The sequence below is a fragment of the Mycoplasma bradburyae genome (assembly GCF_024338845.1).
Lineage (GTDB): Bacteria > Bacillota_I > Bacilli_A > Mycoplasmatales > Mycoplasmoidaceae > Mycoplasmoides > Mycoplasmoides bradburyae.
This window is the reverse complement of record NZ_CP101414.1, coordinates 859,124-874,013: the sequence shown is the minus strand read 5'-3', so window position 1 is coordinate 874,013 and position 14,890 is coordinate 859,124. Positions and strand designations below refer to the sequence as shown.

Here is a 14,890-nt window from a genome sequence, read left to right as displayed (position 1 = left end):
AATCCTTGCAATAAAACGTTAAAGCATATTTAGAATCATAATACATTAGTTATCAACAATAGATATAAGCAAGATAAAAACAAATACCTCTTGATGAGCTAAGAATTTAGCTTACTGGTTTATCTATCTATTTATAATAAGGTTTAACAACCAATTATTATGAAAGCTCCAGATAACCTTAAACAATACCATGAAGATAAATATCAAGAATATTTATCTAACCAAAGAAGAACAATGGGTAATTGAAATGATCCTAAATATAAAAAAGATCATGAACATTTAGGTTATTGTCATCAACATTATCTAGTAGATGACAATAACAAACAAATAGCTAATTACCAACATAAAAAATATTGTTATCTATACAACCAAATAGATAATCCAACTCAGGGGCAAGATAAGAAGTATAGAAAAGCTAATAAGTTAACTAATTTTAAAAACACAGGGGTAATATACCAAGTGCTAGTATATAACTTCTGTGATGGTAATAACGATGGAATAGGTGATTTTATAGGGCTTAAGAATAAACTAGATTATATTGATCAACTAGGTGTTGATCAAATATGATTAAGCCCCATTCATTCTTCTAGTAGCTATCATGGATATGATGTAATCAACTATTGTGATGTAGCTGAACAACTTGGAGGAATGAATGCTTTTATAGAGTTCTTAGATCAAGCCCATCAAAGAGGTATAAAAGTATATTTAGACATGGTATTTAACCATACTTCATATGAACATCCATGGTTTCAAAAAGCATTAGCTGGCGATCAATATTATCGTAGTTTTTATCGTTTTGTTGATACTAAGATAGATGATGATATTAAACAAGATGATCTATTTATAAGAGATAAATATCCAGTTGGTAACAAAGTACCAACTGGAGAACATTATTTAGCCAGATTCTGGCAAGGAATGCCAGATTTAAATTTAGATAATTCTAATGTAATAAATGAACTAATTGAGATTCAAAAGTTTTGAACCGCAATAGGTGTAGATGGTTTTAGGTATGATGCGATAGGTGAATACTTTTCAAGTGAGATTGAAACTAAAAATAATTTTGATGAAATAAAAATTTTTAGTTTGCTTAGAAAAGCAAGCAAAGATATTACAAAAGATAACAAAACTTTTATGTTTGGTGAATGGATCTTTACTGATCCATTAAAAGCGCTTAAGTATTGTAATAAGGAGTCATTAAACACGATCTATGATGGATACAAGCACTGAACCAATACTCCTGATATAAGAACTACTTATGATGAACTATTAAATCTAGTTAATCATTATCATAAAAAGAATGCTAACTGAATTCCATTGCTAAATAACCATGACACCAGAAGATGGTTAGATGTTTATCGTGAAGAAGTATTAAATTATCATGATGAAAGAATCCATGAACCCTTAACCCAAGATCAATTAGATGCATTAAAACTTGCTATTTTCAATATGCTAGCTACACCATCATTCCCTATTATCTATGCAGGGGATGAATTAGGCTATTATGGTTGTCGTAATTATGGAGATCCAGGATTACGAGAACCTATTAAATGAAAAGATTCTAAACAAAACTGTTTCTTTGTTGATGATAAAACTAATAGCAACAAAAACCATGTGTTATTAACCCAATCTAATTCATTAGATTGCGCTGAAGAATTAATTAACAAAGATAATTCAATATATAAACTAATTCAATTTATGTGCGGGTTAAGAAAACTTAACCCACTAATAAGCAAAACTGATCCTAAGACAATAATCGATCCAGAACTAGTAGTTGATTCTAAAGATTATTCAAGCATTATAGTTCGTAAGGATTATCAGAATCCTAACAAACTATATATGTTTGCTTACTGTAATTATCGATATAAGAATTTAGAGTTATTAAAAATATCAAGAGACTTTTATTTTAAGCCATTATTCTTATACAAAGCTAAGAATAATAGTTGAAATATAGAAATACAACAAAATGGTTTTGTTGTATTTGAGTTGTTGAAAAAATAAAATACTAAGCTTTGCTATTATTTAAAATAATTGTTAAACTACTTATATCTTTTATAAAATTATAAAGATATGCAGATAACTAAATCCGACAAGAAAACCCAACAAATAGTTGAATATCTATTTGATCTAATTGATTCAGGTAAAGTTCCTGTTAACAAGATTTTGCCTAGTGAGCATCAACTAATGAACAAATTTAATTGTTCTAGAAATATTGTTGTAGCTGCTTACCAAAAATTAAGTGCGTTAGGAGCAGTATATTCAATTCGTAAAAGGGGTAGATTTGTTGCTGAGAACTTTCATAATTTAATCAAGCCATTAAGATTATTATGAAATGTTGAAAAGGTTGAAGGTGAAGAGGTTTTAGTTAACAAACCAGATACTGAATTAAAACTACCTGAGTGGGCGATGAAAAAACATATTATTTTCATCGATGGATTTAGACAATTCAACAAACGTTACTATATTAATGATAAACTAATGGGCGAAAGTGAAATCTTTGTTTCACTTAAAAATGTTAGTGAGCATGAAACTATTAATCCAAGCGTTCCAATGATTGATATCTTAAATGAACGCAGAGCTTTAACTAATGTAGTTTATGAATTAGAATTTGATGATGTAACTAAATTCGGTTGCAAACCAGCATTAGCCGTAAAATTCTTTGGTTATGATAATGATTCAATCTGTGTTGCTGGTAAATACTATATAGATCCCAAACACTTTAAGTTTAATCATCAAGAATTTTCATTATTTTAATAAGAAAATAATAACCTATACACTAAAACGAAATAAGTATTTTATTAGTACTTATTTCGTTTTTATACATAGTTGATACATCAACTTTGTTAGCTAATTTGACGCGTCAAGAATTGTATTTTTTGCTAGTTCTAACTTTTTATAATTAACTTATTATGGATCGTCAAACTAGTAATATCAACGATTATCAAGAGTTTGATAATCGTTACGCCAACACTCAAGTACAATTAGGTTTAATTTATGAAGATAATAAGATTAATGTTAGTTTATGACAGCCACTAGCTAACAAAGTAGAATTAATAATTTTTGATCATAATGAGGATAAGGATCCTTGCAAGACTTTTTTAATGTCTAAAAAAGATCATGTCTGATCAATAGAAATCGATCAGAGTTATGGTCAAAAATTTTATCAGTTCAGAATTACCCACCAAGACAATACAATTAAGTATTGTCTAGACCCTTATGCTTATAGTATAGGTAAATTTAATTGAGAACAAAAAGAAGATAAGGTAGCTAAAGCTGCTTTTGTTGATATTCATTCACCAAAAGCAGGAAACAAACCTCGTGATTTAATTAGTTCATTAAATAACTCAACAGATCCTTTGATCTATGAACTACATATTAGGGATTTTAGTAGTTTGTTAGATCAAAGTCAATTCAAATCACGGCTAGGTACTTTTAAGACAGCTATAAATAAAGGTATATTTCCATACCTTGAAGATCTTGGTATCACACATTTACAACTACTTCCAATCCATGCAACATATACAGTAAATGATTATGATACCAAGATCTACCTAAAAGGACAAGCTACTAAATGGTCTACTAATTATAACTGGGGCTATGACCCACATAATTACTTTAGTATTAATGGTATCTATATTGATAATCTAGACGATCCTTATCAAAGAATCAACGAATTTAAAGAATTCGTTGATCAAGCTCATAAACATAACATTGGCATCATATTAGATGTTGTATATAACCATATGATGACTAATAGTATTTTTAATAATATCTTAGATGGATATTATTATAGAAACGATGCTAAGACATTTCCAGTCAGTTATCCGCCATTAGCAGATAACCGATTAATGGTAAGAAAATTAATAATTGATTCGTTAGTATATTTTGTTAAGGAATTTAATGTAGATGGGTTTAGGTTTGATCTTTCTTGTTTTCTTACCAAGCAAACCCTTGATGAAATTCGTGAAGAATTAAGAAAGATCAAACCTAATATAGTATTACACGGTGAAGCCTGACAGTTTAGTGATCTAGATTACAAGGATAGTTACATTAAAGGAATAACTACCAACAATATAAAATTTGCTTATTTTAATGATAGTATCCGTGATGCTATCAAAGGAAGTGATCACAGTAATGATCCAGGTTTAATTATTAAGAATAATAAAACCTTATTTGATAAATACCTTGCATCAATAGTAGGAGGAATCAAAGATTATATCTTTGATTCACAATACAATTCTAGTCATACTGATTATGATCAGTATGCTAACGATATAGGGATTAATCTTGCTTATAGTCATTGTCATGATGGGATGACATTATGAGATAAGATAAATGTTTCAAGTAAAGGATTATCGTTTGATGAAAGAATCCAAAGATACCGCCAAGGATTAATGTTGTCAATCCTAACAGTATCTAGACAACTAATCCTTGGCGGAAGTGAGTTATTACAATCCAAACCTAATGATATTAGTGGAATGGATGATGATCGCGCTCAAGTATCTTATTATGATGATTACTTTAACGAACAACCTGATAAGAATAGTTATCATTCTAATTCTTACAAAACCAGTGATTATGTTAATGGAATCAAATGAGATCATTTAAATGATCCTAAAGTATTTAGTGATGTTTATTTATTTACTAAGCAACTAAATAAATTTAGAAACAACACTAAATACTTTAGGTATGCAACTAACCAAGAAGTGATCCAAAACCTTAAGTTTGATCTAATTGATCCAGACCAAGGGATTATTATCTTTAAGGTTTTTGATCAAGATAAAAATATTGTGGTAATTCATAATTTTGGCGAACAAAATTATGAATACAAATTCAACCCAGAAGACGTAATCTTAAGTTCAAGAACTAAGATTACTAAAGGTGTTATTAATGCTCATTCAACATTTGTTTTAGGTGAATATAATGAAAACAATTAAATTAGAAGATAAGATTATTTATCAAATATTTCCAAGATCTTTTTATGATAGCAACAATGACGGCGATGGCGACATTGTTGGAATAACTAAGAAACTTAGTTATCTAAAAGATCTTGGAATCAATGCGATCTGATTATGTCCTACGTATGAGACTAAGTTTGTTGATGCTGGGTATGATGTTTTGGATTATAAGAGTGTATGAAAACAATTTGGGACATTGGATGAGTTTAAAGAGATGACTCAAAAGGCTAATACCTTAGGTATTGATATCATAATGGATATCGTCTTAAACCATGTATCAAATGAACATCATTGGTTTAAGAAAGCCTGTGAGTCACGTGATAATGTTGAATACAATTACTTTATCTGGAAAGATAAACTAACCGAGCAAGAAAAGAAAGCTAATAGCATCTTTGGTGGTTCTGCTTGGGAATATGTTAGTAGTGTTGATGCTTATTATTTTCATTTATTTGCCAAAGAACAAGTTGATTTAAATTGACAACACCCAGCAACCATTAAAGCAATGGCAGAAGTCATCGACTTCTGGTATGCAATTGGCGTTAAAGGTTTTAGACTAGATGCTATCAAGCACGTAATAAAAAACTTTAACGAAGTTGATCATAATGAATACTTTGCTTGATGTGATGGATCAATTCAAGCCTTAAAAGCATTCGAAGAATTAGCTTTTAAGGACAAACCTGATGCTTATACTTTAGGTGAGGCTAGTGGAATAACAGCTGATGAATTACTTAAATATGGTGATGGTGATGATCAAGTAGCTAGTAATTATTTCAACTTTAGTTGATGATGAATTGGTTGATCTAAAAAAACAGGTAGAAATGGTTTTGATCCTAATTGGGATCTAAAAGAATTTGTTAAGCAACAAAAACCATTTCAAGAAAATGAAAAAATTCGTCCAGGGATGTTTACGAATTTTTTATCTAACCACGACACTTCAAGAAGCATTTCGCGATGGGGAGATGAAGGATTATTTAGAGAAGTAGCTGCTAAAACCCAAGCATTATTATTAATGAGCATTAAAGGGGTGCCTTGCATTTATTATGGTGAAGAAATCGGATTGCTTAACACCCACTTTAATGCTCGTAATGAATTTGTTGATGTCGATATTCACAATGGGTTTAAGCAGCTAGTAGATCTTAATAAAACCTATAGTGAATCCGAAATGATTCTATATTGCAACATCAACTCCCGTGATGCTGGTAGATCATTAATGCAATGAGACGATTCGATCAATGCAGGGTTTAATTCAGGGTTCAAACCCTGAATTAACCTAGGTCGTAACAAAGAAACCATTAATGTTAATAAAGCTTTACATGATAAACATAGTATCTATCACTTCTATAAAGAACTTATTAGATTAAGAAAAGAAGATCTGTACGATCTTCTTGTTAATGGAAAATCATCAATCGAGATTGATGATAATAATCTAATAACTGTTACTAGACAATATAATAATGAAACTATAGTAGCGCTTATTAACTTTACGAATAAAGAGATAACAATACCTAAGATAGAAGGGCAACAGTTATTATCAACGTATGTTGATAATAAGAAGCCAACAACATTCTTAAGACCGTTTGAATCAGTATTAATTAAACAATAGACTAAGATTATGGAATACTTAAAATACGATACGAAAAATAATACCGTTTCCCAAGTTAAATTTAACAAGCAAGTAGTAGCTAAAACTGAAAGTATTTTCAGTTTGGGAAACGGTTATTTAGGCATCAGAAGTGCTGATGAAGAATACACATCATATAACAAAGAAGACTTCTTTGTTAATGGGATCTTTAACAAAGATCATGAAAACGAAGTGCCAGAACTAGCTAACCTTGCTGATTGTTTAACGATGCCAATATATATTAATGGTGAGTTATACGAAGTTAATGAAGATGACAAGTATTTAAAAACCCTTCATATTAAAGAGGGGTTGTTATCACGAGAAGTAACATCTTCTCGCAAAGATATTAAACTTAATTTTAAATACGAAAGATTTGTTTCCCAAGATGATCTTAATGTTTATTGTCAAAGATTAGAACTAAAAGTGCTAAAAGCAAATAATCCAATAAACATTAAGATCAAAGCAGGTATCAATGCTCAAGTAACTAACAGCGGAACACAACACTTTGCCGAAGGTCTTAAAAGAAGACTTAATGAAACTTCATTAAGAATGGAACAAAAGACGTTGTTATCCCAACGTCTTGTTGTTCATAATATGGTTACCAAACTTTATATCAACAACAAGCAAATCCCTGGAGGCAATGATGACTATGTTGTTGATATGCAAAGAAGACAGATCTTCTTTAAGATTAATAATGATCTTAAAGAAGGTGATACATTAGTTATAGAAAAACTAATGTCAGTTCATACTAGTGTTGATGGTATTAATGATCTATTAGATGATCAACAAGTATATAATGATGCTGATAAGAAGTTTAATCAACTTGTTAATTCAACATATGATGAATTAAAAGATAGATCGATAAAAGCGATGCAACACAAAGTGTGGAATCGCTTTTATGTAGACATTCAAGGGGATGAGTTGGCTAACTATGATATGTTAGCGCTTAATTTTGGGATCTTTCATTTAAATAATTTTGTACCAAACAATAGCACTAATAAAAATATTGGCGCTAAAGGATTAAGTGGGGAAGGTTATCAAGGACATACTTACTGAGATACTGAATTCTTTATTAATCCGAATTATTTATATAACGATATAGATGTGGTAAGAAACCTTTTAACTTATCGTTATAAAGGTATAGAAGGTGCTAGAAATAAAGCTAGAGAACAAAAAGAAAGAATTCAAGAATCTAATCTAGAAGGAGCGCAATTTCCATGGGAAATGGCGTGACCAACTGATGGGGAAGTATGTCCTTATTGAGGGCAAGCTGATGTTGTTACTGGTGAACAAGTACCAATTGCTTCTAGAAGACAAGAAATCCACGTGTCGGCTGATGTTGCTTACGCAGTACATCAATACTATGTGTTTAGTAATGATCAAGAGTTTATGAACCAAATGGGTTATGAGATGATTATTGATACTGCTTGGTTTTATACCAACCGTGCTGAGCGTCAAGAAGATGGTTCTTATGGAATTCTAGATGTTATGGGACCTAATGAGTATAAGGGTAATATTGATAATAATGCTTATATCAATATGATGGCTAAATACAATATTGATTTAGCTATTAAATATATCAATTATTTAGAAACTAACAATCAATCCTTATTAGATGAGATCTATAATAAGATTCCTTATAAGATTGATAAGAATAAGATGATTGATGTATCAAATAATCTTAAACAACAAAAACCTAATAAGGATTTAATTATTAGTGAGAATGATAGTTTCTTATCACTTAAACTAAATAATGTTAGACCGTTCCAAATGTTAGGGGATGCTGGTAAGAAGTTGTTTAGTACGGCTGATGGTAGAGTTTTATTATCAGGTCAATTAGTTAAGCAAGCAGATGTGGTGTTGTTGTTAAATATCTTACCCCACCTGTATTCTAAAGAAGTAAGAAAAGCTAACTTTGATTATTATGAAGCGATAACAACACATGATTCTTCTTTGTCAGCTGCAACCTATGCAATTGAAGCGGCAAGACTGAAAAAAATCGATATGGCTTATAAGATGTTTAGATATGGAATAAACGTTGACTTAGGACCAGCAATGCATACATCTAACGCAGGAATTCATGCTGGATCGCTAGCGGCTATTTATCAGATGATTGTGTTTGGTTTTGGCGGATTAGATTGACATAACGATGAATTGCATTTAGATCCAATTTTACCGAAGAATTGAGAAAAATTAACTTATCGTTTCCAATATAAAGGTTCGTCTTTTGAAGTAGAAATTAACCAACAAGAATTTAGCATAAAAACTATTAATAATTCTAAAGAACAAGAACTAGTTATTTTAGGTAATAAAGAAATAGTTAACCAACAAACTAAGAAGTTTTCAATTAAACATGATTAAGGCATTTATATTTGATCTAGATGGCGTAATAACAGATACTGCTAAATTGCATTATCTAGCGTGACAAGAGATTGTAAAAAAACTAAATATATCTTATTCTGAAGAAGAAAATGATAAACTAAGAGGTTTACCTAGATTAGATACTCTTAAAGCGATTCTTAAATTAAAGAAGATTAATCATTCTTTAAATGAAGATCAATTAATCGATCTTTGTAATCAGAAGAATGATTTGTACAAAGAATTATTAAAAAAAGCGATTAATAAAGATTCTGTTTTACCTGGGATTAGTGAATTGTTGCATAAAGCAAAACAAAACGGTATTAAGCTAGCAGTTGCTTCTAGTAGCTATAACGCACCAGTAATACTAGAAAAATTAGAATTAATTGGATTGTTCGATTATATAGTAAATCCTGGTGAAATTAAGAATGGAAAACCTGCACCTGATATTTATATAAAAGCGGCTCAAGGGTTAAATGTTGAAATTGATGAATGTATTGGGTTTGAAGATGCGATATCAGGTCTTGAAGCTATTAAATCTTCTAATATGAAAGCTGTAGTGATAACTCATGACAGTTTAGAAGATTTTTCTAAGGCAGATTTAATCTATAAAAAAACAAACGAATTAGAGTTTCATACGATCATAAATTACTTCAAATAATGAAAATAAAATTGTGCGTTAATAGCACAATTTTTTATTATTTTTACCGTTGATTTTGTTTATATTGAAATATTTATTTTTATTAAATTTTTTCTAAATTTAAAGACCATCTTAAATGGTAGTTGAAAACCGTCACAAATTTTTCAAAAATAAAGTAAAGAATTTTTTAAAAATATTCAAAAAATTGATTTAACTATCAAAATTAATTGCAAAACAGTTCTAATTAATCCTTAGAAACAACTATGACAGAGAATATAGTTAGCTAAATTGGAATCTTTTTAATGAATATAAAACATTTTCAAATGAAGTTTTTAATCATCGATTACATCATATCCTTAGTTATTTTTCTAAATTGATAAGTTATGTAAAAATCAGCATTTTTTCGATAAAATGGAATATTATCAATTATTTTATTTGCTTTTTTGTTTACTTTCTTGATATAGAAAAATAAAAACAAAACATTATTGAAATTATGTTTGATACGTTTGTTAAACATTTGTATTTAAATATTAAAAAATAGCATCGTGTTAAAGCGCGATGCTATTTTTCTTAATTAAGAATGATGCTTATTTTTTATTATTATTTTGATCTAGAATGGATAGAATTTCTTTTGCTATGGCGTTGATAACGCGAACGCAAACAGAATTACCAAATTGCTTATATGCTTGCGTATCGCTAACCGGAATAATAAATTCTTCAGGAAAGCCTTGTAACCTAGCAGCTTCTCTAGGAGTTATTTTACGAGGGTTTTTATTTTTTTGTTTAATAAGTATTTCGCTGCCATCCTTATAATATCTAGAAGATAATGTATTTGTATATTTATCGTTAGCAGAATATGTAGTATAGCCAAATCCATTCCCTTTAATTTTATGTTCTTCTTTTCTGCGTTTATGACCGTCTCACAATTTATCAGATAAAGTGTATTTATCATTTATATTCTTTTCTAAAATATCACCCAATTTTGTTTCTTCATTAGTGGGTTGTGGCATTGTAAATTCTTGATAATTATGAACTTGCTTTTTATCAAATCCTACAATGTATATCCTCTCACGGTTTTGTGGAACGCCAAAATCTCTAGCTTTTAAAACTTTATGTACAACATAATAATCTAGCTCATTCAATGTTTTTAAAATGACCTGGAAGGTTTTCTTTTTGTCGTGATTTATAAGATTTTTAACATTTTCTAGAAGAAAAGCCTTAGGTCTTCTATATTCAAGAATTCTTGCTATTTCAAAAAATAATGTTCCTCTTGTATCATTAAAACCTAACTTTTTTCCTGCTTGACTAAATGCTTGACAAGGAAAACCGGCAACTAAAATATCGTGCTTAGGTATATCTTTGTTATTGATTTTAGTAATATCTCCGAAAGGCTGATCTCCAAAATTAGCTTTATAAGTTTTAATAGCAAATTTATCTATTTCGCTAGAAAAAATCGATTTAACTTTATTGGTTAATTGAAAACCTAAACGTGTTCCGCCAATACCTGAAAATAAATCTATCATTGTGTATCTAGCGTTTTTTGGATTTTTAAAAATAACCTCTTCAGGAAAAGATAAAATAGCTTTTAATTCTGAAGATGTTGGTTTACTTTCACCTTTTTCTCAATTTCTTATATCTCTATCTCCATATTTATTTAATCCAATTGCATCAGCTAGTTCTTTTTGAGTCATATTTAATTTTTCTCTCTTTTCTTTTATAAGGCGAGAGCTGTCTAATGAACTAGATTTATTTAGATATATTTTAGCCATACTATGGTTATATTAAAATTGAATAGAGATTAAATTATCCTAATAATAACACAAATTAATAATTTAATTTGAGGTCAAAATGATAATAGATATAGAAGAATTTAAGGCTTTAATTAAGAGAAAAAGAAATGAATATTTCATATCGCCATATGATTTAATTTACGAAGTTTTTGTTAATTTTGGATATCACTTAAAAGAAAAACTTATTTCATAGAACAAGCTAGTGAAATAATCGAAAATATAAGAAAAAACTCTTGAAATATATACCATCCATTAGAAAAACGATTCACTATAGATATTTTAAAAAGTTTATGTGATGAAAATGAGATCAATAAAATGACACCAATAAATGCGATATCTCATTTTATAGCTGATTTTACCGAGCATATATACATATTGACTCTATCTAATACACAAAGTAGAAGATCGCGTGCAGGTAATGAATTTGAAGCAATTATTGAATTGATATTTATGGGAGCTGAAATACCTATGGATAGTCAAGGGAATATAGGTAAAAATATTTTTATTGAAAAAGAGTTAGGGAAACTAGTAGATATAGTTTGCCTGGGGTCATAGAATATATGATTAATAAAAGAAATACAATATTGATAAGCGCTAAAACTACATTAAGAGAAAGATGACAAGAAGTACCTGAAGAAATGATGAGAACAGGTGCTAGAGAAATGTTTTTAGTAACTTTAGATGAGCAAATAAGTGAATCTGTATTAGATAATTTATACCAGAGTAATATAAATGTAGTTACGACAAGAAATATCAAAAACGAAAGATATAAAAACAATCATAGAGTTTTAACTTTTGAAGAGCTTTTAGGTGTTTATGATGCTAACAAAAAATGTTGGGATAATTATTTTCATAACGCAGAAGAAAAAGAATTAATTAGTAACAATATTAAAAAACAAATTTTAAAACACGAAAACAAAGAATTTATTAAAAAATATTATCAAAAAAGACTTAGTGAAATTGATAAAAAATACGGTAAAAATGGCTAATTTTATTAAAAAAAATTTTACGAAGTATTATTTATTTAGCATTTAGTTTTTGATGTTTAGATATATTAATGCAGACTATTATTAGCCGCATTTTCTTTATTTATTAATTTGCGTATTTTTGAATACAAAATTCTATATAATTCGTTTTATAAAATTGAATTCATTAATCCTTTCAAATAGAGTAAACTTAAGCAATTTCATATACAAATCAGAATTTATATATTAGAATTAATAGATAGCTTTTGTTATATACAAGCTTAATTTTCATTAATATAAACTTGTTTATTAACAATTTAAAGAGTCATATATCTATATAAATACTATTAATATATATGAGTACTCTTAATCTAAGAAAACAACATTAAATACATATAAAATATTAGAATTAACATAATAATCTAGATATATTATGTTAGGTTCTAAATCTGATTATTAAAACGTTGTTTTAAGTTAGTAATCTAAAAATTACTAACCCTCTGCGTTGTAAAATGCGCAATAAAAAGAATGGTGGAATATAAATATGAAACGACATAATAAGAAACGCTTATTTACAACATTATTTGCATGTACATTACTAACAGGAACTATTTTAAGCTCTTGTAAAGATGAAGATATTAAAGCTCATAAAAATTCGAAAGAAACTACTGTAAAAACGGGAAATGGTTCAACTATAGAATCTAACGGATCTGATAATAGCTCAAATAATCAAACTAGTAATAGCCAAGATTCAAATAGTAATTCAAATACGAATGCATCAAATAATACAACTACCTCAACAGATATTAGCGTAAATAATAATGCAAGTTCAAATGCTGGATCTGTTACTGAATACAAAGAACCTGAAGTTGATATTCCAGAAACCGCTATACCTGAACCTGTAATTCCAGTACCGGTTGTAACTCCTACCGAAAACAAACCTTTAACAGAAAAAGAGATGTATATTAATAAGTATAATGCGCTTATTAAGAAAGTTGAGTTGTTCATATCTCGAATTCCTGGTGGTCAAGGAATAAGAGATAGTTATAAAATGGCTTTAGAACCATCAGTTTTAAAACCATTAAGAGATCAAGTAGAATCAATGAATAATAATTTTGATTCAGTTAAGAAAAGCGGCAAATTAGATTCTACATACCAACAAAAATTAAGTTATGTTAAAGTTTTTGCGAATGCGATGCGAATCAATTTTGATGAACTAGAAGAAGGAAAACTTACTGATTACGAAATTGAGGAAGCTAGAAGTGAAGAATACATTAAACTTCTAAATAATCAAAAATCGCAAATTCAAAACGCAAAATTTATACGCTTAATTGATGATAATGTTAAATCAATTCGCGACACTGTATCAGCAACACCTTCAGCTCCAACTTTAAAATCTTATAACGATAAGGACGGTGCTATTTATAATACTTTTGCTGATACATATAAAGCTGTTCAAAAACATATTGAAGAACGAAAAATAATCAAACAACGTATTGCTGAAAAGACAGCTGAATTTGATAGAGCTACAACACCTTCAACATTTAGTTGAGTTAATTACTCTGATAACAACAAAATTTTTGATCTGTCACCTTTAATGTATGAAAATATTGATGTTGGTGATTATTATGAACCAAGCGAAAATAATTTATCATACGATATGGTATTTAAAAACGCTAATTTAAAATCTGTAATTAACAAATATATCAATCTTTTCAGAGAAGAAATTAAGCAAGGTCGTGGAGAATATGACGCTAATTTAAACGCAAGAATAGAATTACAGGCAGGTGATATAAATACTCTTAAACCGTTAATTGCGTTTAATGATAAGTATGTTGAAACTCAGATTAAAAAATGAAATAAACTTCGTAAAAAACTTCATTTACCTGAATTGATTAATGCTAGCACTATTTTTGATGAAGAAGATAAAGCTAAGCTGATTTTACAAGGTATTCTAGGTTACACTAGAGGTAACTTTATAAGAAATAAAGAAGTTAGAAATGACGGTAAGATGTTATCTACTGGACACAGTTATAATGTCGCTACTCGTGAAACGGTTCAAAAACACAAACTAACATATGGTGAAAACTATTACGGATCATATAACTCACCATTATTATCACGCCCAGATTATGGACTTACAAGTGAATTCGTAAGTACGGTGTTATTCAAAAATGTATTAGGTGAAAGACATGCTTACGCTAAATACGGATTAGACGATGCGAGCAAAATTCGTGAATGAGGTCATTTATTAGGTGCGTTAGATAATAAATTTAAATACTTCTATGCTGTAATTATCGCAGAAGATGAAGGTGCTGATCCAAGCTTCAAAGAGTATAACCGCTATAGAGTTAATATTAATGATATGTTATTCTCTGTTGCCAGAAACCACTAAAACTAACAATGCAGTTTTAGCTAGAATAACAAATCATAAAAGTATTTTTAGTTTTCAAATCTAAAAATTAAATCACAATAAAATAATTAAAATCTAGATCAACTTATTAAAGTTAGTAATAACTTTATTACAACGGTCTAGATTTTTTAATATACTTAATATAAGT

11 protein-coding genes are annotated in these 14,890 nt (G+C 28.9%); 10 read left to right on the top strand and 1 reads right to left on the bottom strand.

All coding sequences use genetic code 4. The features are described from left to right. The first annotated feature begins 159 nt into the window (after positions 1-159). The 6 genes from NMG68_RS03500 (at position 160) to pgmB (ending at position 9,595) form a co-directional block, all read left to right on the top strand. Positions 160-1,998 carry an alpha-amylase family glycosyl hydrolase gene (locus tag NMG68_RS03500; RefSeq protein ID WP_255034584.1) on the top strand — a complete coding sequence of 613 codons (1,839 nt, stop codon included), beginning with the start codon at positions 160-162 and terminating at the stop codon, positions 1,996-1,998. A gap of 69 nt (positions 1,999-2,067) precedes the next feature. Next, the gene (locus NMG68_RS03495) at positions 2,068-2,751 is read left to right on the top strand and encodes a winged helix-turn-helix domain-containing protein (RefSeq protein ID WP_255034583.1); all 684 of its coding nucleotides are present in this window, start codon (positions 2,068-2,070) and stop codon (positions 2,749-2,751) included. A 155-nt stretch (positions 2,752-2,906) separates the two neighbouring features. Next, the gene (locus NMG68_RS03490; RefSeq protein WP_255034582.1) at positions 2,907-4,934 is read left to right on the top strand and encodes an alpha-amylase family glycosyl hydrolase; all 2,028 of its coding nucleotides are present in this window, start codon (positions 2,907-2,909) and stop codon (positions 4,932-4,934) included. Next, positions 4,921-6,558: an alpha-amylase family glycosyl hydrolase gene (locus NMG68_RS03485; protein ID WP_255034581.1), complete on the top strand. Its 1,638-nt coding sequence runs from the start codon at positions 4,921-4,923 to the stop codon at positions 6,556-6,558. Before NMG68_RS03490 ends, NMG68_RS03485 begins: the two co-directional genes overlap by 14 nt. A 9-nt stretch (positions 6,559-6,567) precedes the next feature. Continuing rightward, on the top strand, positions 6,568-8,937 hold the full coding sequence (locus NMG68_RS03480) for a glycosyl hydrolase family 65 protein (RefSeq protein ID WP_255034580.1): 2,370 nt from the start codon (positions 6,568-6,570) through the stop codon (positions 8,935-8,937). Beyond that, positions 8,930-9,595 carry a beta-phosphoglucomutase gene (gene pgmB, locus NMG68_RS03475; protein WP_255034579.1) on the top strand — a complete coding sequence of 222 codons (666 nt, stop codon included), beginning with the start codon at positions 8,930-8,932 and terminating at the stop codon, positions 9,593-9,595. Before NMG68_RS03480 ends, pgmB begins: the two co-directional genes overlap by 8 nt. Before the next feature lie 566 nt (positions 9,596-10,161). Here pgmB and dcm read toward each other — a convergent pair. Then, positions 10,162-11,343, bottom strand: a complete 1,182-nt coding sequence (dcm, locus tag NMG68_RS03470; protein WP_255034578.1) for a DNA (cytosine-5-)-methyltransferase — start codon at positions 11,341-11,343, stop codon at positions 10,162-10,164. Between the two features lie 79 nt (positions 11,344-11,422). On the opposite strand from dcm, the gene NMG68_RS03465 reads away from it, so the two are divergent. The 4 genes from NMG68_RS03465 (at position 11,423) to NMG68_RS03450 (ending at position 14,724) form a co-directional block, all read left to right on the top strand. Continuing rightward, entirely contained in the window at positions 11,423-11,557 is a 135-nt protein-coding gene (locus tag NMG68_RS03465) for a hypothetical protein (protein ID WP_255034577.1), read from the top strand. Between the two features lie 182 nt (positions 11,558-11,739). Next, a complete protein-coding gene (locus NMG68_RS03460) occupies positions 11,740-11,919 on the top strand; it encodes a PDDEXK family nuclease (protein ID WP_255034576.1) in 180 nt (59 codons plus the stop codon). A gap of 5 nt (positions 11,920-11,924) precedes the next feature. Beyond that, positions 11,925-12,353 (top strand): type II restriction endonuclease, encoded by a 429-nt coding sequence (locus NMG68_RS03455; RefSeq protein WP_255034575.1) that lies wholly within the window; start codon positions 11,925-11,927, stop codon positions 12,351-12,353. Positions 12,354-12,873: 520 nt separating this feature from the next. Then, the gene (locus tag NMG68_RS03450) at positions 12,874-14,724 is read left to right on the top strand and encodes a hypothetical protein (protein ID WP_255034574.1); all 1,851 of its coding nucleotides are present in this window, start codon (positions 12,874-12,876) and stop codon (positions 14,722-14,724) included. Positions 14,725-14,890 lie beyond the last annotated feature (166 nt).